Consider the following 22,393-nt stretch of genomic DNA (forward strand, 5'->3'; position numbering starts at 1 on the left):
TCCATTGGACCTGATATCAACCCGATCTAGGCTGCGTTGGTGCGATGGCTCTTCATTTTGCGGGCGCGCGCTTCGTGCAGTCTTTCGGTGATCTGCTCGGCCGGCATCGGCTTGCCGAAGAAATAGCCTTGCAGGGTGTCGCAGCCGAAGAGGCTGACGATGACTGCCTGCTCTTCGGTTTCAATGCCTTCGGCCGTTACCGGGATATCCAGTGAACGCGCGAGCGCGACCGTCGCCTGCAGCATCTCGCGCTGGCTGTCGCTTTCCTGAATTTCCATCACAAGCGAACGATCGATCTTGATGCGGTCGAAGCCGAACTGGCGAAGATAGCCGATGGATGAGAAGCCTGAACCGAAGTCGTCGAGCGCAATCGTGACCCCGAGCGTCTTCAACCGCTCGATCGACTGGCGCGTGCGCTGGGGATTCTGGATCATGTATCCTTCGGTCACTTCAAGCGTAACGCGCTTTGCGGCGATATCGGTCTGCCGCAGGACATAACGTACATAGTCGGTGAACGCGGGGTTGCGGAACTGGCCTGGCGACACGTTGACCGAAATGCGCAGTTCCGGCCATTGCTTGGCCGTTTCGCACGCCTTGCGCAGCACGAAGAGGCCGAGTGCCTCGATCAGTCCGCTGGTTTCGGCAATGGGAATGAAGACCTCCGGCGATACCGGCCCATGTCCGGGACGGTTCCAGCGCACCAGCGCCTCGACGCCGGTCATTTCATGGCTCGAAGCATCGATCAGCGGCTGGTAGGCGAGCGCCAGGTCGCCGCCTTCTATCGCCATCCGCAGGTCCAGCTCAAGGGCGTTGCGCTCCTCGCGATCCGCGTCCATGGCCGGATCGTAAAGCGTCATGCGGGCCCGGCCGGCCTCCTTGGCCTTGTACATCGCCAGGTCGGCGCGACGCACCAGCTCTTCGCGTCCGACAGTGCCGCCGGCCGAGACCGCGATCCCGATGCTTGCGCCGATCACCACCACGCGGCGGCCGATTTCCAGCGGCTCGGCGAGGAAGTCAAGGATATGTTCGGAGAGCTGCAGTGCCGCTGCCTCCGCGTCGTTGGAGGCAAAGGCGATCGCGAACTCGTCGCCGCCGATGCGTGCCAGCACCGCACCATCGGGAATGAGAACCTTGAGACCTGCCGCCACGGCCCGGATCAGCTGGTCACCCGTACCGTGGCCGTAAGCATCGTTGACCTCCTTGAAGCCATCGAGATCGAGGTAGAGAACCAGCACGTTCTGCTTCGACTGCGTCGAAGCTGCGACAAGCGCGTCCACAGCCAGCCGCAGCCCGTCCCGGTTCAAAAGCCCACTCAAACGGTCACGAAGCGCGTCCTCGCGCGCATTGACTTCCTCGGCCTTGAGCCGCCGGCCGGCCATCCAGCCAATGATGAGAAGGACCAGGAAGAACAAGCCGACAAGGCAGAGGGCCTGAACGACCTTCGGCCGCACCTCGCTGTATCCGATGTCGCCAGGCGCCCGCGGCGTCCAGATAAGCTTGCCGAGGGATTTGCCCTGCGCATCACCGATATCGACGAAGTAACGCGCGGCAAAATCAGGCGCGACCTTCCTCAAGCCTGCGATCACATAGGTCGTCCCGAGCTCATCGATCCGATGAGCGTCGAGATGGCGGGCAAATATGAGATATCGATGACGGCCAGCCGGGACGCTGAGGGCCCCTGACTTTTCGCGCACGAGCGCTACGCCGACAACGGCGATACCGGATTGCGTTCCCACGAAACCGGTCGCTTCCGGTATGTCCTGCGTGCCTGCCGCCTTCACCCTGTCGAACAGCGCCCAGAGCGACGGGGCAAAGAAATCATCAAGCGAACCGTCCATCGGCTTGCCGTCGCGATAGGCCATGATCGGCTTTTTGTCGTCGCCGATCACGATCGCCACGTCGAAGAGCGAACTGTTGACCGACATTTCGCCGTAGTTGGAGATGGTCCAGGGCATGCCGTCGGCGGCATAGACGTTGGTGGCGGCGTCGTCCCAGGCTGCATAGTCGTTGAGCGTGGCCGCCAGCTGCGCAGCGAACGTCTGCAGGGCGCCCGACATCGTCTCCCGCGAGCGTTCGTCGTCCAGCACATTGGATTTCTGCGCGACGTGATCCAAAGCGTTCAGTACCATCATTGTGACAACGGCCACGACGATGGCGAACGAAAAAAGCACGCCCGTCACGGTTGTATGACGACCCGTACCCCAGACCTTTCCATTTACGCTGGAAATCGGCTCCATGCATTCTCCCCAATCGGGAAATACTGGCCGGCAACACTTCAAAAAACTGTTAAGGCAGCGCTACAAGGAGTCATCATTCAGCGTTTTTTTCAATGCATATGCAATTGAGGGAAACACTCTAGCTGTCGCCAAAGCGGTCAGCGCACGACCGGCTGGATCGCATCGCAGAATTTTGCAAGCGCTGCGGCCAGAATGCCCCTTTCAGAGCATTCACGCAGGCAGGCTGCCCGCGCATCGTCGGCCTTGCCGAGGAGACCGACACGCAAAAATGCAGCCGGGACGAGCGAAAATGACATGGCGCGGAGCACCTCGGTCAATTGCTCCAGCACAAGCTCGCCGCGGTGCGAGGCATGGGCGATCATAACAGGCTTGAAGGGAACCTCGTCTCCCGAAACCAGCCAGTCAAGCGCGTTCTTGAGCCCGCCCGGCAAGCCGTGCGCATATTCCGGGCACGCGATGATGATACCGTCTGCAGCGCGGACGCTTGCGGCGAACTGGCGGACGAGTGCCGGCGCATGCTCCCCTTCCCGATCCGGATTGAAGATCGGCAGATCGCCGATCAGCTCGCAGATTTCAACGGTTACACCCTCGGGCGCATGATCCCTGAGGGCCTCGAGGAGCTGGCGATTGGTCGAGACCTTTCGCTGGCTGCCGCAGAGCGCATAGAGGAAGAGAGGTTTTCGATCCATGTGCCCGGTTTAGAACACGGCGCCGATTCGCGCCATCCGTTGTGTCTCAGGCGCCCTTGTGGTTGCCCTTCGGGAATTGTTCCGCAAGGTCGGCGTACCACTTGCCGCTTTTCTTCACCGTACGGACCTGCGTCTCGTAATCGACGTGGACGAGGCCGAAGCGCATCCGATAGCCTTCCGCCCATTCGAAATTGTCCATAAGGCTCCAGGCAAAATAGCCGCGCATCGGATAGCCGTCCTTGATCAGGTCGGCGACAACGGCGAGATGGTCGCAGTAGTAGTCGAGACGCGGCTGGTCGTCCACCGCCCCGTCGACGACGTCCATGTTGTAGCAGGCGCCGTTTTCGGTGATGTAGCACGCCGGCAGCTCGTAGCGACGGTAGAGATCTTCGACGAGAAGCTTCAGCCCCGGCGCATAGACCTCCCAGCCGATATCCGTCTTCACGTCGCTGACCCGCGGCGCATCGACGGTCCAGGGGAATTCGCCGCTTCTTGCCGAATCGTCGGCAACGCGCAACGGCGTATAGTAGTTGAGGCCCCACCAATCCAGCTTCTGGCCGATGATCTCAAGGTCGCCATCCTCGACAGCAGGCATCCGGTCGCCGAGCGCTTCCAGGAACTCCGCGGGGTACTCTCCCTTGAACACCGGATCGAAGAAGGCGCCGTTGTGGAACTGGTGCGCCCGCTCGCCGGCGGCCTTGTCGGCAGCGCTGTCGGAGCCTGGAACGACGGACATGGCATTGAGCACGAGACCGACAGGTACCGCAGGCGCTTCCGAACGGATCGCCTCGACACCGAGGCCATGGGCAAGGTTCATGTGGTGCATGGCATGGAGGGCGGCCTGCATGTTGCGCTCGCCCGGCGCGTGAATGCCGTAGAGATGGCTGAGCCAGACGATGCACCACGGCTCATTGAATGTCGCGACACTGTCGAGACGGTCGCCGAGGCGAGCCATCACTGTCTTGGCATAGCGCTGGTAGGCATAGGCCGTCGAGCGGGCCGTCCAGCCTCCCTCGCCCATCAGCGTCAGCGGCAGGTCCCAATGGTAGAGTGTCGCATAGGTCTTGATGCCGCGTGCCTTGCAGCCGTCGACCAGGCGGTCGTAGAAATCCAGCCCCCGTTCGTTCACCGGCCCCGTGCCGTCGGGAATGATGCGCGGCCAGGCGATCGAGAAGCGATAAGCATCCACGCCCATGGACTTGATGAGGTCGAGATCCTGATCGAGCCGATTGTAGTGGTCGCAGGCGACATCGCCATTATGCCGGCCATAGACGCGACCCGGCATGTTGCAGAACGCATCCCATATGGACGGCTTGCGGCCATCGGCTTTGCTGGCGCCTTCGATCTGGAAGGCGGCCGTTGCAACGCCAAAGGTAAAATCGCCGGGAAAACGGGCGGCAAGGGTCTTCGGATCGATCATCTGGAATCCCGTCTATTCTGGTTTCGGGGGCGGTTTAGCCAAGCGAGGTCGGCTTGTACAGATAAAACTGCAACGTTGCAGGAAGGTGAATGCCCGCCTGTTTGCCAATCATCATTCGGCACATGGACGCTCCGGGTCAGGCCGTCGAAATCCGACAACGCCGAAGCCGGGGCGTCAACGCGCGACCCGGCCCTTATGTCCTGGGAGAGCCGTATCAGGGCTTCTGCGAATCACCCTTGAGCTTGACGGCCATCGTGACCGTACCGCGAACGATGATATCGTTCCGCGCACCGCGGTTGAGATCGGCAGTGTTGGTGAGGTTGGTGATCTGGCACGTCTCGGCCAGCGTCTGCAGGATGAGATCGCATTGCCCGCCTGCCAGGAGGTAAAACGCCTTCTGCGCCGCCTTGATCTGATCGCCGGGCTCCTGTGCCGGATCGACGGAAACCGACATCGAGACCGTGGTCTGCACGCTGATCGTTCCTGGAACCTTTTGGCCGTAGAAATTAGACACGCGAACGGGAGGCTGTTGCGAGAACGCGGGGAATGCAACAGACGTCAGCGTGAGCGCATAGGTCAAAACTCTGCCGGCAAAGATCATGGGGTCTCTCCATTCGTGGACCCCATTTCTCTCACGCAGCCGTTAAATGCGGGTGGGCGCATTCCCTAAGATTGTAGGAAATGCGCTCACTGGTTGCGATTTCTTGAGGCTTAAACCTTGACCCAGGCGCCGTTCTTCTTTGAAGACGCGACGCAGGCATCAACGAATGCCACGCCCTTTACGCCGTCGTCGACCGTCGGGTAGACAACGGCCTTGTCGACTGCCTTGCCCTTCTTGTGAGCGTTGATGGCATGAGCCGCTTCCGTGTAGATCGTCGCGAACGCTTCGAGATACCCTTCCGGGTGCCCCGACGGAATGCGTGAGACACGGGCTGCAGCCGGCCCGGAACCGGCGCCGTTGCGGGTGATCAGCCGCTTCGACTCGCCGAACGGCGTGTACCAGAGGTAGTTCGGATCCGCCTGAACCCATTCGAGGCCGCCCTTGGTGCCGTAGACGCGGACCTTCAGGCCGTTCTCGTGGCCGGGCGCCACCTGGCTGCACCAGAGCATGCCCTTCGCCGGCTTTTCGCTGCCCTTCGCCTTGAAGCGAAGCATCACGTGAGCGTTGTCGTCGAGACGACGGCCTTCGACGAAGCTGTCGAGATCGGCGGCAAGGCTGTCGAGTTCGAGGCCGGAAACGAAGGAGGCGAGGTTATAGGCATGCGTGCCGATATCGCCCGTCGAACCGCCCGCGCCCGATTGCGCCGGATCGGTACGCCAGACTGCCTGCTTGGCGCCGCTCTGCTCCACCGCTTCCGTCAGCCAGTCCTGCGGATACTCGGCCTGCACGATGCGGATATCGCCGAGATCGCCGTTGGCGATCATCTCGCGCGCCTGGCGGACCATCGGGTAGCCCGTGTAGTTGTGCGTCAGGATGAAGAGAGCGCCGCTTTCGTCCGCCACCTTTTTCAGCTTCTTGGCATCGGCCAGATTGGACGTCAGCGGCTTGTCGCAGATGACATGGATGCCGCGGCGCAGGAATTCCTTGGCGGCATCGTAGTGCACATGGTTCGGCGTAACGATCGAGACCGCCTCGATGCCGTTCTTCAGCTTGGCTTCGCGGATCGCCATTTCGCGGTAGCTGGAATAGGTGCGCGACGGGTCGAGACCGAGATCGCGGCCCGAAGCGATCGCCTTTTCGGGCGTGGACGACAGCGCGCCCGCGATGAGTTCATACTGATCGTCGATACGGGCGGCGATCCGGTGAACCGCCCCGATGAATGCGCCGGCGCCGCCGCCGACCATGCCGAGGCGGATGCGCGGCTCGCGCGTCTGTTCCGTTGATGCTTCGATTGCCATTGGTTCCTCCTGAAAAAATAAGGTCTTGCGCTGAACGGCGCCACAAGTCCCTTCTCCCCTCGGGGAGAAGGCGGCGGCGGAACGAGGGGGCCACCGCGAATCGACAGGATGCCCTTCGCTTGCGCTCACGGCGTCGCTCGCTCCTCCCCCTCATCTGCCCTGTCGGGCATCTTCTCCCCGCGGGGGAGAAGATGAAATCAGAGCCCGAGCATCCGGCGGTTCGCCGCCTGGTCCGTGCCGCTGCCGGCGAAGTCGTCGAACGCCTTCTCGGTGACGCGGATGATATGCGCCTTGACGAACTCGGCGCCCTCGCGCGCACCGTCCTCCGGATGCTTCAGCGCGCACTCCCACTCGACCACGGCCCAGCCGTCGAAATTGTTGGCGGTCATCTTCGAGAACACCGCCCCGAAATCGACCTGGCCGTCGCCGAGCGAGCGGAACCGGCCGGCGCGCTCGACCCAGCCCTGATAACCGCCATAGACGCCCTGGCGGCCGGTCGGATTGAACTCGGCATCCTTGACGTGGAACATCTTGATCCGGTCCTTGTAGATGTCGATGTTGTCGAGATAGTCGAGGCACTGCAGGACATAGTGGGACGGATCGTAGAGCATGTTGGCGCGCGGATGGTTGCCGACGCGCTCCAGGAACATCTCGAAGGTGATGCCGTCGTGCAGGTCTTCACCCGGATGGATTTCGTAGCAGACGTCGACACCGTTGGCATCGGCATGATCGAGGATCGGCTTCCAGCGGCGGGCGAGTTCGTCGAAGGCGGTCTCGACGAGACCAGCCGGGCGCTGTGGCCACGGATAGATGAACGGCCAGGCAAGCGCGCCCGAAAAGGTCGCATGCGCCTTGATGCCGAGGTGCTTGGAGGCAGTCAGCGCCATCTTCACCTGCTCGACCGCCCATTCCTGCCGCGCCTTCGGGTTGCCGCGCACTTCAGGTGCGGCAAAACCGTCGAAAGCTTCGTCATATGCCGGATGCACGGCAACCAGCTGGCCCTGCAGATGGGTCGAAAGCTCGGTGATCTCGACGCCGTTCTCACGCGCCTTGCCGGCAAATTCGTCGCAATAATCTTTCGAAGACGCGGCCTTCTTGAGGTCGATCAGCTGGCTCGCCCAGGTGGGAACCTGCACGCCCTTGTAGCCGATGTCGGCAGCCCATTTGGTGATCGAATCCCAGGAGTTGAAAGGTGCGGCGTCGCCCGCGAACTGCCCGAGGAACAAGCCGGGGCCTTTGATCGTCTTCATGTCAGATTCCTCCCTGAACAATGACCGTAAACGTTTCTGGTAGAGTTCTACCACTTAGTTTGCCGTCCGCAAGCCGATTCGGGCTCAACGACAAATTTGCCCGACGGGCGAAAATCGAAGGGCCGGACTTAACCACGGCATGCCCTCCCCCGCAAGACGTACGTACCGCATTTCTTGCATCCGCCGGCTGGTGTCCCGCCACCGCATGCCTGGGCCTGAACAGGTCCGTTAATGGAACTTCCGGTCGTGCCGTGATACTCTCTGCGGACCAGGAGGTTGGCGGATGACGCGGCGACTGGCAGCAATCATGGATGCCGATGTTGTTGGCTTCTCCCGGCTGATGGGCCTCGATGAAGCAGGCACCTTTGCGACGTTGAAGGCTCACAACGCCGAGCTCATCGTGCCTGCGATCGCACGGCACCACGGACATGTCGTGAAATTCGTCGGCGATGGGACGCTTGCGGAGTTCGCCAGCGTTGTCGATGCCCTGAGTTGTGCGATGGAAATTCAAAAGGCAATTCTCCTGCGCAACGAGGACGTCGCCCCCGAGCGTCGGATGATTTGGCGCATCGGCGTCCACCTCGACGACATTCTGGCCGAAGACGACGACATCTACGGCGACGGCGTCAACGTCGCCGCACGGCTGCAGGGCCTGGCCCCTCCGGGCGGGATTTGTGTCTCGCAACAGGTTTGCGATCAGATCGGCTCGAAGCTTGACTTCAAGGCCACCGATTTCGGCAACCGCCGGCTCAAGAATATCGATCATCTGGTGCGCGTCTGGCGGTGGTTGCCGGCCGGACAGGACGAGACCGCCCAGGAAGTGCCGCCTGCCGCTCCATTGCCGATCCAGAAGCGCCCGTCGATTGCGGTCCTGCCGTTTGCCAACATGTCGAGCGTGGAAGGGCAGGAGCACTTCTCGGACGGCTTTACGGACGAGTTGATCGCAACGCTTGCGCGCTGTCGCTGGCTGCTCGTTGCCGCACGCAATTCGTCCTTCAGCTACAAGGGACGATCGATCGATGCCCGCAGGGTCGCGGAGGAACTCGGCGTGAAATACGTGCTGGAAGGCAGCGTCAGGCGGTCGAACACCAAGATCCGCATCACGGCGCAGCTGCTCAACGGCAGCGACGGCACGCTGCTCTGGGCAGAGCGCTACGACCGCACGCTGGCTGACATTTTCGACGTTCAGGACGAAATCGCTTCCGAGATTACCGGCACCATCGAGCCGGAACTCGGCGCCATCGAATTCGCTGCGCTTCGAGGACGTTCGGCTGTCGATATGACCGCCTGGGAAATCTATCTCAAGGGCCTGTGGCACCTCTACAAGTTCACCCTCGTCGATCTCAATATGTCCAGGGATCTGTTCGAGCAGGCAATCCGCATCGATCCGACGTTTGCGCAGGCTCAGGCGCGGCTGGCCTATGTGCATATCCAGCTCGGCTGGTATGGCTCCATCGATGAGCGGGCAGGACGCATATGCGAGGCGATCGATCTTGCCGAGCGTGCGATCGCGCTCGACCAGAAGGAGCCCGCCGCACATCTGGCGCTTGGCCGGGCGCTCGCGCTCGACGGCGCGACCGCGGCAGGCATCGCCCATCTTCGCAATGCGATAGAACTGGATCACAGTTTCGCTCAGGCACATTTCGCGCTCGGTCAGGCACTGTGCTACATCCAGCGCCCCGAAGAGGGTATGCCGGAAATCAAGGAAGCCTTTCGCCTCAGTCCCCGTGATCCGCATTTGTGGACTTTCTACAATATGCTTGCGATCGCCCATTATCAGATGGGCAATATGGAGGAGGCTGCCGGGGCCGCCCGCGCATCGCTGCGTTCACCGAACGTAACCTTCTGGCCGGCGATGATACTGGTGGCAATTCTTGGGCGGCAGGGCAAGGTGGACGAGGCAAGGGAGGCGATCGGGACGCTTCATCGCTTCCGCCCGGGCATGAACCTCTCTGCCGCACGGCGCGAATTCTACTTCGGCGACAATGCCACCATGACGGAGGCTTTCGTCGATCAGTTCATCGCCGATCTCGCAAGCGCCGGTCTTCCTCAGTAGCAGTCGGGAAAGGCGCTCACCCGTTCGGATGAGCGCCTCCATTTCGCAAGGATCAGAACGGAGAATCCGGGAAGTAGAAGTCCTTCGCGTTGTCCTTCGTCACCAGCGTCGCGTCGAGGATGTAGGTGCCGCGGACCGGAACCTGATCGTAGAGCGAAGCAGCGGTCAGTTCCATCGCAGTACCCACCATCGCCGGCGGATAGAGGACGTCGACCGGGATCAGCTTGTCGCCGTCCATGACCTTCTTGACCATGTCCTTGGAGCCGGCGCCGGCGACGACATACTGGATGTCGGTACGCTTGGCCTGCTCGATCGCCTGCAGCACGCCGACGGCCATGTCGTCGTCCTGGCACCAGACCACGTCGATCTTCGGGTACTTGGTCAGATAGTCCTGCATCACCTTGAAGGCGTCGTCGCGGTTCCAGTTGCCGAACTGGCGGTCGAGAACCTTGACGTTGGAGCCGGCGATGCCCTTGTCGAAGCCGTCCTGACGCTGCTGGTCGATCGGGATCGGCAGGCCGCGGATGACGACGACCTGTGCATCAGGGGTGGTGTCCTTGATGTACTTGCCGGCGACTTCGCCGAGCGCCGGGTTGTTGCCGGCGACGTAGAGGTCACGCACGGAATCGTCGTTGGCGCTCGGGGCGCGGTCGACGAGCGCGACGAACGTGCCCTTGCCCTTCACTTCCTTGATGGCGTTGACCAACGGATCCGGATCGGACGGCAGGATGACGAGGGCGTCCATGCCCTGCGTTGCAAGGTCCTGCACGGCGTTCGCCTGGCTGGCAGCGTCAGGGGACGTCTTGACGATGACGTTGAGGCCCGGATGCTCGGCCATGAGCAGCTTGGCGACACGCTCCGCGTGGAACACCACGCCCGAGGTCCAGCCGTGGTCGGCCGCCGGAATGGAAACGCCGATCGTCACTTTCTTGTCTTGGGCTTGGGCAACGCCGGCGAGCAAAGCCGCCGCAACCGCCAAACCATACATTGTCTTACGCATGTTTATTCTCCTCCCAACGAACTTCAGGGCTTGCAGACTTCCGACCGGGCGCCCCGTTGACCCAATCAATTCCTTATCTGCGTGCCAGCGACCGCTGCACGAGCATGGCGATGATGATGATGGAGCCCTGGATGGCGCCGATCAGGTACTCGCTGATGAAATTCGACAACAGCATGATATTGCCGACGAGCTCCAGGATGAACGCGCCGCAGATCGTGCCCCATACCCGGCCCGCACCCCCCTTGAGCGCAGTTCCGCCGACGACGACGGCCGTGATGGCTTGCAGCTCCCACAATATGCCTGTGGTCGCCGAGGTCGACCCGAGACGCGGCACATAGAGCAGCACCGCAATGGCGACGCAGAGGCCCTGGATGACGAAGGCGATGGTGCGAACGCGGTTGACGGCAATACCGGAATAGCGCGCGACATCGCTGTTCGAACCGACTGCCACGACATGCCGGCCATAGCGGGTGCGATAGAGGATGAACGCCGCAACGGCGGTCACCGCGAGGATCACGACGATGGGCACAGGCACGCCGGCGATAGAGCCGAAATAAACTGGGCGGTAGAGCGCCTGCTGTTCGGCAGAGCGCAACGTGATCGCACCGCCTTGGGACAGCCAGGTCGTCAAGCCGCGATAGATGCCCATGGTGCCGAGCGTCGCGATAAAGGGTTCGATTCTGCCCAGGGTCGTGATCAGGCCGTTGGCCAGGCCGCAGAGGGCGCCGGCAACGACAGTGAAGACCACTGCGACGACAAGCATCAGCACAGGATTGGCAATGATCCCGGAATTCATCAGCAGGATCATCAGGCTGGCGACGAAGGCCACCATCGAGCCGACCGACAGATCAAGGTCGCCCGACGAAATCACGAAGGTCGCGCCGACCGCTATGATGGCGATGAATGCGCTGCGGGTGGCGACGTTGGCAAGATTGGTAATGCCGATGAAATTCGGGTTCACCAGCGCACCGACAACGAGCAGCAGCGCGAGCGCTGCAAAGGGCGCGACCGCCCTGAGGTCGATATCCCGCCAGGAGCGCCGTCTGATCTCCCTGGTCTCCTCGTTTACACTCATCTCCAAAACCAACCTCCCGTCCCATCCCTGCTGGGCATTCTGTCTGGCCACCTGAACGGCGGCTGTTGTTATTCAACGGTCCGCGTCAGGCAGCCTTCTTCTTCAGGCCCGCCGCGTAGCGCATGATTTCCTGCTCGGAGATCTCGTCTCCCTCGAGCACGCCAACGATACGCCCCTCGCGCATGACGGCCACCCTCGTACAAAGGCCTATGACCTCCGGCATTTCGGATGAAACGACGATGATCGAGCGTCCGTCGCGTGCCAGCGCCGAAATGAAATGATAGATCTGCTGCTTGGTGCCGACATCGATGCCGCGTGTGGGCTCGTCGATGATGATGATCTCAGGCTCGGTCTCCATGACCTTGGCGAGCAGCAGCTTCTGCTGGTTTCCGCCCGACATGCGACCAGCCACGATATTGCTGTCACGAACGCGGATATCGAAGCGGCGCGTTGCCTTCGACAAGGCCGCCGCTTCGCTCCTTGGGTTCAGGTATCCGTGATACGAATGCTGCCCGAGCGACTGCAGGGTCAGATTGGCCATCATGCCCGATCCCAGCAGAAGACCTTTCGACTTGCGGTCTTTGGTCATGTAGGCGAGCCCGCTGCGATTGGCGGCATGCGCGTCGCCGGCCGGGATCGCTTGATCCTTGATGGTCACCTCGCCCGACGTGCGCGCGCGCAACCCCGCGATCGCCTCCATGAGCTCGGTGCGGCCGGACCCGATCATGCCGGAGAAACCGATGATCTCGCCCTTGCGAAGCTCGAAACTGGCATCCTGGACATAACCCGTCGAAACGGAATCGACACGGAGCACGACCTCCTCGTCGACATCAGGCTCGATCTTGGTCGGATACAGGCTGGAGAGCTCGCGACCCACCATCAGCTGCGCAATCGATTCGCCGTCGAGGATCGCCGTCGGCGACGTCTTGACCCACTGCCCGTCCCTCAGCACGGTGATCCGGTCGGTCAGCTCCATGACCTCGTCGAGCTTGTGCGACACGAAGACAAAGCTTGTGCCCTTGTCGCGAAGCTTTCGAACCTGCTTGAAGAGGAAATTGGTCTCCTCGCGCGACAGCACCGCCGTCGGCTCGTCCATAAAGACGACTCGCGCGTCGCGGCTGATCGCCTTGGCGATTTCGACCATTTGCTTGTCGGCGATCGAGAGCGTGCTGATCAACGCATTCTCGTCGACATGCGAGCCCAGCAGATCGAGCGCCTTGCGGGTTTCCGCGCGCATATACTTGCGGTCCAGCATGCCGAAACGCGTGACTTCGCGACCGAGAAACAGGCTCTCGGTGACGGTCAGATGCTCGGCGAGATTGAATTCCTGATGGATGATGACGATACCGAGCGCCTCTGCGGCACCGTTCGGCGGCAAGGCCACCGGCTTGCCGTCAAGCAGGATTTCGCCGGAGGTCGGCTGCTCGAAGCCGGACATGACCTTGACGAGCGTCGATTTGCCCGCACCATTTTCTCCCATCAGCGCGTGGATTTCCCCGGCGCGAAGATCGAAGTTGACGCTGAAGAGGACCTGCACTCCGTTGAAGGATTTGCATATACGCCTGGCGGACAACACCACGGGCGCCGCCTCGGCAGTCTCCACACTCATGATTTCCTCCCTGCGGGCTCCCAGCCGCTTTAACCCCTATGTAAACCTTTACATACGCGATGTAAAGGTTTACATCATGGCTTTACACAGTTCTGTCGCCGTCAGCCTTTGACGTATCGCTCAGTCTGTGTAGTGTCGCCGCGAATGCAGCCCCAAGGCAGAACGCAGTGTCGAATTCCGCACCCGCCACAATCGAAGACGTTGCCAGAATCGCCGAGGTCTCCATCGCGACGGTCTCCCGGGCGATCCATACGCCGGAGAAGGTCGCCAATTCTACGCGGCTCAAGGTAAACCAGGCAATCGCCATCACAGGCTACACGACCAACGCCATGGCGCGCAGCCTGAGGCTCGGTCGCTCCAACATGATTCTGGTCGTGGCGCCCGATATCGGCGACCCCAATTTCTCCAATATTCTTGTCGGCCTGGAAAACGAAGCACGTGCGCATGGCTACGGCGTCCTGATCGGCCACACGCAGAACGACGCCCAGCGCGGTCTGGAATATCTAAAGTTCCTCAATTCCAATCAGGCCGCCGGCTTGATCCTGTTCACCGGCATCCTGCCGTTCGGCCACCAGACGATGACAGCCAGGCTGCCGCCGAGCGTCGGCGTGTTCGAACCCGTCTTCAACGGCGGTATTCCCTATGTCGGCGTCGACGACACCGAAGGCGCACGCAAGGCAGTGGATCTTCTGCTCGCCGAAGGACATCGCAAGATCGCCTTCATCGGCGATTCGCGCACGAGGCTTGCCTACAGCAGACGGCGTCAGGGCTACGACGAAGGTCTGGATGCTGCCGGTGTGCCCACAGATCTCCGCATCGTACTCGAAGGCGACGGCACCCTCGAAAGCGGACGCCACGCCGTCGAGCAGCTTTTCATGCGCGACACGCTGCCGACCGCCTTCATGTGCGTCAACGACCAGACCGCGATCGGCGTGATGATCGGGCTCAATGCACGCGGCTACGACATCCCGCGCGATTTCTCCGTAACGGGCTTCGACGACGTGCCGCAGGCTGTCTTCATATCCCCGCCCCTGACGACGATCCGCCAGCCGCGAACAGCAATCGGCAAGCAGGCCATGGCGCTCCTGCTGGAACTCCTGTCGGACGGCCAGCCCGCCGAGACGGAAATCCTGCTCCGACCCGATCTGGTGGTCCGAAACTCGGTCTCCGCGCCATCGCGCAGGTGGACGAAACGCTGATTTTGCGGGATGGCGGAGCGAAGGTTCCGAGGATCGGGCACTCCCTCACGACATCAGACAAACAAAAAAGCCGGGAAACTCTCGCTCCCCGGCTCGCCTCCGCAGAAATCAAATCCGCATCAGACGTAGCGGTTGACGACGTTTTCCAGCAGTTCCTGCTTGCCGGACTTCGGCTGCGGGTTGATGTCCTTGCTTTCGACCCACTCGGCGATCTGCTCGAGCGAATATTCGCCGCGCAGCAGCTTCTGGCCGTCGGCCGAGTTCCAGCCTGCGTAACGATCCTCGAGCGGCTGCGACAGGGCCTTGTCCTCGATCATCTTGGCGGCAGCCTTCAGACCGCGGGCGCAGCAATCCATGCCGCCGATGTGGCCGATGAGCAGATCCGCCGGGTCGAGCGACTGGCGGCGCAGCTTCGAATCGAAGTTGGTGCCACCGGTCTTGAAGCCGCCGCCTGCCAGAACGTGATAATAGGCCAGCGCCATCTCCGGAACGTTGTTCGGGAACTGGTCGGTGTCCCAGCCGGACTGGTAGTCGTTGCGGTTCATGTCGATCGAGCCGAAGATGCCGAGCGCGTTGGCAAGCGCCAGTTCGTGCTCGAAGGAGTGGCCGGCGAGGATCGCGTGGCCCTGCTCGATATTGACCTTCACTTCGTTTTCGAGGCCGTTCTTCTTCAGGAAGCCGTAGACCGTCGCGACGTCATAGTCGTACTGGTGCTTGGTCGGCTCCTGCGGCTTCGGCTCGATCAGGATCGTGCCCTTGTAGCCGATCTTGTGCTTGTACTCGACGACGAGGTTGAGGAAGCGGCCGAGCTGGTCGAGCTCGCGCTTCAGGTCGGTGTTCAGCAGGGTTTCATAGCCTTCGCGGCCGCCCCAGAGAACGTAGTTCTCGCCACCGAGCTTCTGCGTGGCATCCATGCAGGTTTTCACGGTCGCGGCGGAGAATGCGAAGACATCCGGATCCGGATTGGTGGCTGCACCCGACATGAAGCGGCGGTTGGAGAACAGGTTCGCCGTTCCCCACAGCAGCTTGACGCCGGTTGAGGCCTGCTTCTCGGCGAAATAGTCGACGATCTCGTTGAGGTTCCTGGTGTTCTCCGCGAAGTTCTTGCCTTCCGGGCGCACGTCGGCGTCGTGGAAGCAGTAGTAGGGCGAGCCGAGCAGTTGGAAGAATTCGAAGGCAACGTCCGCCTTCAGCTTCGCAGCCTTCATCGTGTCTTCGAACCACGGGCGCAGGAACGTCTGGCCGCCGAAGGGGTCGCCGCCCGGCCAGGTGAAGGTGTGCCAGTAGGCAACGGCAAAGCGCAGGTGGTCTTCCATGCGCTTGCCCATGACGATTTCGTCAGGCTGGTAGTAGCGGAAGGCCAGCGGGTTGGTGCTGTCGGGGCCTTCGTACTTTACTTTCTGGATATCGCCGAAAAATCCGGTGCTCATGATCTGTCTCCTTGTGTTGGTCATTCAGGTATTTTCGTTCCGCCCAGCCCTGTGCGGCAGTTTCGCGAACCTCCACGCCCGCTCTGCCTGCCGGCATCTCCCCCACAAGGGGGGAGAAAGCTGGTGGCCACCGCCTCGCCGTGCGGAAGGGCGGCACTGGGTCACGGAAGCCCCCTTGTGCGGAGGGTTGGGGAGGGATCTTTAAGATCTTCCCGGTTCGTGTCCCCTAGTGCACGGCCCCCAGCGACTTGATCGCCGGATAGAGCGCGCGGTAGCGCCGGTACGCATCCTCGTAGGCGGCGCTCAAGGCCTTGTCGGGTTCGATCGTGCCGTCCGTTTCCGGCGGCGTGCAGACGGCAACGGGGTCCGCACCCGTGGCGGCGATCAGGCCGAGGCGGGCGGCACCGAAGGCCGCGCCGAAATCGCCATCGGCCGGCAGATCGACGGGGACGCCGAGCGCCGTCGCGATCGAGGCCAGCCAGTAGCGCGAGCGCGAGCCGCCGCCGATGGCGGTGACGCGGCCGATATTGGTGCCGGCGGAACGCAGCGCCTCGAGATTGTCGCGGATCGCGAACGATACGCCTTCCAGCACCGCCTGTGTCAGCACGACGCGGCTGCTCTCGTGCTCGAGGCCGATGAAGGCGCCACGGATGACGGCATCGTTATGGGGTGTACGCTCGCCCGAGAGATAGGGCAGGAAGGTGACTCCCGAAGGCGTCTTCAGCGTTTCGCCGAGTTCGGCGGTGAGGTCCGCCGGCGATTTGCCGGTCACGTCGGAATGCCAGTTCAGTGCATCCGTGGCCGACAGGATCACGCCCATCTGGTGCCAGGTGTTCGGTAGTGCGTGGCAGAATGCATGCACCGCGCTTTCCGGCTTCGGCAGATAGGCGCCGTTTGCAGCAAACAGAACGCCCGAGGTTCCTAGCGAGACAAAGGCCGCACCATGGCTGACCGTACCCATGCCGCAGGCCGATGCCGCATTGTCCCCTGCCCCGCCGGCGACGACGGGAGCACCGGAAATGCCCCATTTGGCGGCGAGTTCCGACCGCAGCTTCCCGCCCTGCTCGGTGCCTTCGATGAGCGTCGGCATCTGCTTTTCATCAAGGCCGGTCGCAGCCAGAAGCTCGGACGACCATTTGCGCTTGCCGGTATCCAGCCAGGAGGTGCCTGCCGAATCAGACATCTCGGATATGTGCTCGCCGGTCAGCCAGAGGCGCAGGTAATCCTTCGGCAGCAGCACCTTGGCGACCTTGGCAAAAATATCAGGCTCATGCTTGGCGACCCAGGCGAGCTTCGGCGCGGTGAAGCCGGGGAAAACGATATTGCCGGTCAGCTTGCGGAATTTCGGATCGGCATCGAGCGCGGCCGCCTCGACATAGCTGCGCGTGTCGTTCCAGAGGATGCAGGGGCGCAGCACCCTGTCGTCGGCATCGAGCAGCGTGGCACCGTGCATCTGGCCCGAGAGGCCGATGCCCTTGACGGCAGCGAGTTCCTTGGGGTGCTTCGCCTTCAGCCCGGCAACAGCCTCCTCGGTGGCGCGAACCCAGTGCGACGGCTCCTGTTCCGACCAGCCGGAATGCGGACGCGAGACATCGAGCGACCCATTGGCCGAACCGACGATCCTCTGATCGCCGTCGATCAGCATCGCTTTGACGCCGGAGGTTCCGAGATCGAGACCCAGATACATGTGTTTCTCCCTTTGCCGTTACGGCAGATTGTCTTTCAGGAATATGTCGAGGCGGATGCGCTCCTGGCCGTCGATGACGGCAAGCCCGTCGGCCTTCGCCTTGAGGACGCGAATGGCGCTGCGCACCTCGTGCCCGGCGTCCTGATTGAGGATCGCGTCGATCGTGCCATCCAGAAGAGCGGCCCGGGTATGCGTGGTTAATTCATGGGCGATAACGGTCAGCGCCCGATCGCCCGCCTTTTCCTTCAGCGCCCTGATCAAACCGCGGTTGCCGGCACCCAGGCTGTAGACGCCGATTATTCCGCGCTGCTTCGAGAGCGCATCGGCAACCAGCATATGCGCCAACTCCGGATCGTCACGACCCTCGATCACAGGCAGGAGCGACAGAGACGGAAATTCCTTGGCGATGACGGTAGCAAACCCTTCAAGACGTTCCCGATGGTCGCGCACCAGCATCGAACCGGCAAGAACGGCGACATCGCCGCTGGCACCACCGAGAAACCGGCCAAGCAGGCGCGCGGCAGTACGGCCCGCCGCGATATTGTCGACCCCCGCATAATGATGACGCTGTGAACCGGTGAGATCGGACACCACGGTGACAACCGGAATACCCTCCTTCACCAAGCGGTCGACGGCATCGCGCACGTCGGGTGCATCCGTCGCGACGAGAGCGATCCCGGCTGGCCGCTCCTCGCCGAGCTTTTCAAGGACGGCGACAAGCGCTGCGGGATCGAAGGCCGGAACTTCGATCGTACGGATTTCGGTGCGGTCGACCGGCGAGCGCGCGACAGCGGCGCGCACTTCGGCATTCAGCGCGTGCATGAAGGAATTGTCGCTGGCGGGAAGGATGAAGACGAAAGGATACGTGCGGCCCTTCGCCAGGTTGGCGGCTGCCACGTCCCTGACGTAGCCGAGTTCGCGGATGGCTCTCTCGACCTTCTCGCGCGTCACGTGCCGTACGCCCGGGCGCTGGTTCAGAACCCGGTCGACGGTGGCAAGGCTGACACCCGCGACCGCGGCGATATCGTGAACTGTTGGTCTCATCGCTCCTCCTGCGAGACCTTTAACTCCAAATTTGATGTACGTAAATCAAAATCTGCACGCGGCTGTTTTCATACAAAAAAACGCCGGCTTTGGTTTCCCGAAGCCGGCGATATTATGAGTTGGTCATAGAAATTAGTGGCCGCCGCCGCCCCCGCCGCCGCCTTGCGGCGCGGGCTTGTCGATCAGCACGATGCCGACGATCATCGCGACGAAAAGCACGGTCAGCATCAGGAAGATGTCGCTGAACGACAGCACCATCGCCTGCTTGGTCACCAGCCCGACCATCTGCTTGACCGCAACCGCCGCCCCGTCCATGCCATAGGCATCGAATTTCGCCGCCATGTTCTTCATCTGGTCGACCGCCGCCGGATTTCCCCAATCGAAGCCCTCGCGAAGCCGCTGGAAATGCACGTCCTGACGGTTCGTAAGCACGGTGTTGATGACCGCCAGCCCGACGGCACCGCCAAGGTTACGCGTCAGGTTGAAGAGGCCTGACGCACCGCGCATGCGCGCCGGCGGCATCGTGCCGAGCGCGATGTTGTTGATCGGCACCATGCACATCATCAGGCCGAAGCCGCGCAGGATCTGCGGAATGAAGAGCTCGTAGAAATCCCAGTCCGTCGTCACGCCAGTCATGATATACGTGCCGGCCGCGAAGCTCATGAAGCCGAGCACCATCATCATGCGCAGGTCCATCTTGGTCGACAGCTTGCCGGCGATCGGCGCGGTGACGAACATCGCAAGGCCGGAGACGAACATCGTCTGGCCGATCATCAGCGAGTCGTAACCCCGGATGCGCCCGAGATAGAGCGGGTAGATATAGGTCAGCCCATAGAGGCCGATGCCCATGACGAAGGAAAACAGCGAGCCGACGGAAAAATTCCGGTTGCTGAAGGCCCTGAGGTCGACGACAGGGAAGTCGACCTTGAACGCGCGGTAGAAAAACACCACGCAGCCGATCGCCGAGGCAATGGCAGCCATGGTGATATGGTCATCGTTGAACCAGTCGTTGGAATTGCCCTCTTCCAGAACGTATTCCAACGCGCCCAGGAAGACGCCCATCGAGAGCAGGCCCCACCAGTCGAACTTCTTGAAAAGCGAAAATTCCGGCTTGTCGAAGTCGATGAAGTTCCAGGTCACCAGCGTCACGATGATGCCGGGTATAATGTTGACCAGGAACAACCAATGCCAGGAGAAGGCGTGGCTGAGATAGCCGCCCACTGTCGGACCAATGGTCGGCGCCAGCGTCGCGATCAGGCCGATGATCGGTGAAACGATGCTGCGCTTGGACGGCGGGAAAATCGTGAAGGCCGCAGCGAAAACCGACGGGATCATGCCGCCGCCGATGAAGCCCTGTATGGCACGGTAGACGATCATCTGGTCGATGTTCGTCGCCGTCGCGCAGAGCGCGCTCGCCATCGTGAAGCCGGCAGCGGAGAGAGCAAAAAGATATCGGGTGGAGATGATGCGCGCGAGTGTGCCCGACAGCGGAATCATGATGACTTCGGCAATCAGGTACGATGTCTGCACCCAGCCGATTTCGTCCGAGCCGGCGCTGAGGCCCGCCTGGATCTCAGCGAGCGATGCCGAGACGATCTGAATGTCGAGGATCGACATGAACATGCCGAGCACCATCGCGAAGAACGCGATGAGCTTGCGGGGATCCATATGGTCCACCGCAGCCGGTGCGGCCGGAACGGTTCCGATTGTTGCGCTCGCGGCCATTGGCCTACCTCGTCAGACGATGTTACTTGCCGGCTTCCGGCGCGGTGCGCGTGTCGACGTCGACCACGACGCTGAGACCGGCGCGCAGGCGGCCGCTGTCGAGCGCATCCTGCGGAAGCGCGATGCGAACGGGAACGCGCTGGATGATCTTGGTGAAGTTACCGGTCGCGTTCTCCGGCGGCAGCAGCGAAAAGACCGAGCCCGACGCGGGCGAGATCGATTCGACCGTGCCGACGATCGGATGCTGGTCATAGGCATCGACGTGCACGTTGACCTTTGACCCCGGAACCAGATGCTGAATCTGCGTTTCCTTGAAGTTCGCGTCGATAAAGAGCTGGCGCACGGGAACGAGGGCCATCAGCCGCTGCCCCGGAGACACGAGGTCGCCTTCCTGAACGGAACGATTGCCGACGACGCCGTCATAGGGCGCCTTCAGAATGGTAAAGGACAGATCGCGCGCGGCCTTGTCGCGAGCAAGCTCGAGTTGGCGGATCGTGCCCTCGGCTTCGCGTCGCTGGGCGTGCAGAAGCGTGACATTCGCTTCGGCCGAAGCGATGGCCGCATCGCCGCCGACGAGATTGGCGCGAGCCTGATCGAGCGAGATGTTGGCGCTGTCGAGAGATGCGGTCGTGCCGACGGACTTCGCCTGCAGGTCGCTGGCGCGGGTCTGTGTGATCTGGGCGCCGCGAACGGTCGCCTCGAGGGCAACCTTCTGCGCCTTCGCCTGGTCGAGGCTGGCTTCGCCGCCGGCGATCTGGGCGTCGATCCGCTGCAGCGAAAGTCTTTCGGTGTCGAGCGAGGCTTCCGCCTGCGCCAGCGCGATCTTGTAGTCACCGTCGTCGAGCGTCGCGAGGACGTCGCCGGCCTTGACCTGCTGGTTGGCGACGGCATTCACCTTTGCCACGTAGCCGGTCACCTTCGGTGAGATCGTAGCGATATCACCTCCGACATAGGCGTCGTCAGTGGAAACCATGAAGCGGCCGGTGGTCCACCAGTCGTAGCCATACCAGGTGCCGCCGGCCAGAAGAGCGAGGCCGATGATCGGCAGCGCGAGGCCGCGCTTCTTCTTTTTCTCGCCAACTGCTTCCTGCGTGTTGGCAGGAGTCTGCGACGCGCGCGGAGCTTCCGCTGTTGTGACAGCTGCTTTCTCAGCCCGGCCCTCGGCGTCAGCGGGTTCGCTGACAATGCGGGCGACATTGGCATTTTGGCTGGACGACATGTGCGACTACCGGTAAAACGAGTGAAACCAATCGAACTGAACGGTTCGGTTCAGTTGACATAGAACCTTTTTACGTTCATATCAAGATGTATCGAACCACCCGGTTCGATTTTGTTAACGAAACATTCGCAGTTGCGAATATGGTTAAGGAGCGATGACAGACCTTTCCGACACGCACGCAGACGAACTCCCCGCAACCGGCGGCAGATGGGCCGCTGGCGAAGACCCTGCGAAGCGCAAGCAAATTCTCGACGGCGCACGGCTTGTCTTCATGAAACTCGGCTTCGACGCCGCGAGCATGAACGATGTAACGCGCGAGGCTGGAGTTTCAAAGGGAACGCTCTACGTTTACTTCGCCAACAAGGAAGAATTGTTTACGGCCTTGATCGAAAGCGAACGGGCTGCTTTCGTTGCGTCGATGCGCACGGCGCTCGCCGAACATGACGATGTCGAAGCTGGCCTCCACGATTTCGGAATGAGCTTCATCTCTCACATGACCGAGGAAAAGGTCATCAACGCGATGCGCACCGTGCTCGGTGTACGCGACCGCATGCCGGTTCTCTGTCAGCGCTTCTTCAAGGGGCCGGAAAATCTCCGAACTATCCTGCACGACTACCTCGAGCAATATGTCGAGGCCGACAAGCTCGAGATCGACGACATCGATCTGGCCGCGGGGCAATTCCTGGATCTCGCCGGCGGCAGCTTCTTCAAGTTTCGCCTTTTCGGCAGCATGGAGCAGCCGCCGTCGATGGCCGAGATGGAGCGCGTGATCACTGGGGCCATCCGCGTTTTCATGGCGGCGTATGGCGTCGACAAGGCCGACCGCGCCTGACCCTTTGATTTTTCTCGCCCGC

17 protein-coding genes are annotated in these 22,393 nt (G+C 61.8%); 3 read left to right on the forward strand and 14 right to left on the reverse strand.

Going from position 1 to position 22,393, the window contains the following annotated elements; genetic code table 11:
- Nucleotides 1-26 precede the first annotated feature (26 nt).
- The 6 genes from ASC97_RS27215 to ASC97_RS27240 form a co-directional block, all read right to left on the reverse strand.
- Nucleotides 27-2,237: a putative bifunctional diguanylate cyclase/phosphodiesterase gene (locus ASC97_RS27215; protein ID WP_057471448.1), complete on the reverse strand. Its 2,211-nt coding sequence runs from the start codon at nt 2,235-2,237 to the stop codon at nt 27-29.
- Between the two features lie 137 nt (nt 2,238-2,374).
- Nucleotides 2,375-2,926: an NADPH-dependent FMN reductase gene (locus ASC97_RS27220; RefSeq protein ID WP_057471449.1), complete on the reverse strand. Its 552-nt coding sequence runs from the start codon at nt 2,924-2,926 to the stop codon at nt 2,375-2,377.
- A 46-nt stretch (nt 2,927-2,972) separates the two neighbouring features.
- Complete coding sequence (locus tag ASC97_RS27225; RefSeq protein WP_057471450.1) at nt 2,973-4,346, reverse strand: GH1 family beta-glucosidase; 1,374 nt, start codon at nt 4,344-4,346, stop codon at nt 2,973-2,975.
- Between the two features lie 214 nt (nt 4,347-4,560).
- Entirely contained in the window at nt 4,561-4,947 is a 387-nt protein-coding gene (locus ASC97_RS27230; RefSeq protein WP_057471451.1) for a hypothetical protein, read from the reverse strand.
- Between the two features lie 110 nt (nt 4,948-5,057).
- Nucleotides 5,058-6,245 (reverse strand): Gfo/Idh/MocA family protein, encoded by a 1,188-nt coding sequence (locus ASC97_RS27235; protein ID WP_057471452.1) that lies wholly within the window; start codon nt 6,243-6,245, stop codon nt 5,058-5,060.
- A 197-nt stretch (nt 6,246-6,442) separates the two neighbouring features.
- A complete protein-coding gene (locus ASC97_RS27240) occupies nt 6,443-7,495 on the reverse strand; it encodes a sugar phosphate isomerase/epimerase family protein (RefSeq protein ID WP_057471453.1) in 1,053 nt (350 codons plus the stop codon).
- A 283-nt stretch (nt 7,496-7,778) separates the two neighbouring features.
- Here ASC97_RS27240 and ASC97_RS27245 point away from each other — a divergent pair, with 283 nt between their 5' ends.
- Entirely contained in the window at nt 7,779-9,551 is a 1,773-nt protein-coding gene (locus ASC97_RS27245; protein ID WP_057471454.1) for an adenylate/guanylate cyclase domain-containing protein, read from the forward strand.
- Between the two features lie 52 nt (nt 9,552-9,603).
- Here ASC97_RS27245 and ASC97_RS27250 read toward each other — a convergent pair whose 3' ends face one another.
- The 3 genes from ASC97_RS27250 to ASC97_RS27260 all read right to left on the reverse strand — a co-directional run bounded on the left by ASC97_RS27250 (nt 9,604) and on the right by ASC97_RS27260 (nt 13,235).
- Complete coding sequence (locus tag ASC97_RS27250; RefSeq protein ID WP_057471455.1) at nt 9,604-10,551, reverse strand: substrate-binding domain-containing protein; 948 nt, start codon at nt 10,549-10,551, stop codon at nt 9,604-9,606.
- Between the two features lie 73 nt (nt 10,552-10,624).
- On the reverse strand, nt 10,625-11,626 hold the full coding sequence (locus ASC97_RS27255) for an ABC transporter permease (RefSeq protein WP_057471456.1): 1,002 nt from the start codon (nt 11,624-11,626) through the stop codon (nt 10,625-10,627).
- Between the two features lie 85 nt (nt 11,627-11,711).
- Nucleotides 11,712-13,235, reverse strand: a complete 1,524-nt coding sequence (locus ASC97_RS27260) for a sugar ABC transporter ATP-binding protein (RefSeq protein ID WP_057471457.1) — start codon at nt 13,233-13,235, stop codon at nt 11,712-11,714.
- Nucleotides 13,236-13,402: 167 nt separating this feature from the next.
- On the opposite strand from ASC97_RS27260, the gene ASC97_RS27265 reads away from it, so the two are divergent.
- Nucleotides 13,403-14,434 (forward strand): LacI family DNA-binding transcriptional regulator, encoded by a 1,032-nt coding sequence (locus ASC97_RS27265; protein ID WP_057471458.1) that lies wholly within the window; start codon nt 13,403-13,405, stop codon nt 14,432-14,434.
- A gap of 119 nt (nt 14,435-14,553) precedes the next feature.
- On the opposite strand, the gene xylA is transcribed toward ASC97_RS27265, so the two are convergent.
- The 5 genes from xylA to ASC97_RS27290 all read right to left on the reverse strand — a co-directional run bounded on the left by xylA (nt 14,554) and on the right by ASC97_RS27290 (nt 21,539).
- A complete protein-coding gene (gene xylA / locus ASC97_RS27270; RefSeq protein WP_057471459.1) occupies nt 14,554-15,864 on the reverse strand; it encodes a xylose isomerase in 1,311 nt (436 codons plus the stop codon).
- 226 nt (nt 15,865-16,090) lie between these two features.
- Entirely contained in the window at nt 16,091-17,551 is a 1,461-nt protein-coding gene (gene xylB / locus ASC97_RS27275) for a xylulokinase (RefSeq protein ID WP_057471460.1), read from the reverse strand.
- 18 nt (nt 17,552-17,569) lie between these two features.
- Complete coding sequence (locus ASC97_RS27280) at nt 17,570-18,595, reverse strand: LacI family DNA-binding transcriptional regulator (RefSeq protein ID WP_057471461.1); 1,026 nt, start codon at nt 18,593-18,595, stop codon at nt 17,570-17,572.
- Nucleotides 18,596-18,727: 132 nt separating this feature from the next.
- Nucleotides 18,728-20,320 carry a DHA2 family efflux MFS transporter permease subunit gene (locus ASC97_RS27285; RefSeq protein ID WP_057471462.1) on the reverse strand — a complete coding sequence of 531 codons (1,593 nt, stop codon included), beginning with the start codon at nt 20,318-20,320 and terminating at the stop codon, nt 18,728-18,730.
- 22 nt (nt 20,321-20,342) lie between these two features.
- Nucleotides 20,343-21,539, reverse strand: coding sequence for an HlyD family secretion protein (locus ASC97_RS27290; protein ID WP_057471463.1), 1,197 nt, complete (start codon nt 21,537-21,539; stop codon nt 20,343-20,345).
- Between the two features lie 154 nt (nt 21,540-21,693).
- Between ASC97_RS27290 and ASC97_RS27295 the strand changes: the two genes are divergently transcribed.
- Nucleotides 21,694-22,371, forward strand: coding sequence for a TetR/AcrR family transcriptional regulator (locus ASC97_RS27295; RefSeq protein WP_057471464.1), 678 nt, complete (start codon nt 21,694-21,696; stop codon nt 22,369-22,371).
- Nucleotides 22,372-22,393 lie beyond the last annotated feature (22 nt).

This window comes from Rhizobium sp. Root1203, from assembly GCF_001424945.1.
Lineage (GTDB): Bacteria > Pseudomonadota > Alphaproteobacteria > Rhizobiales > Rhizobiaceae > Rhizobium.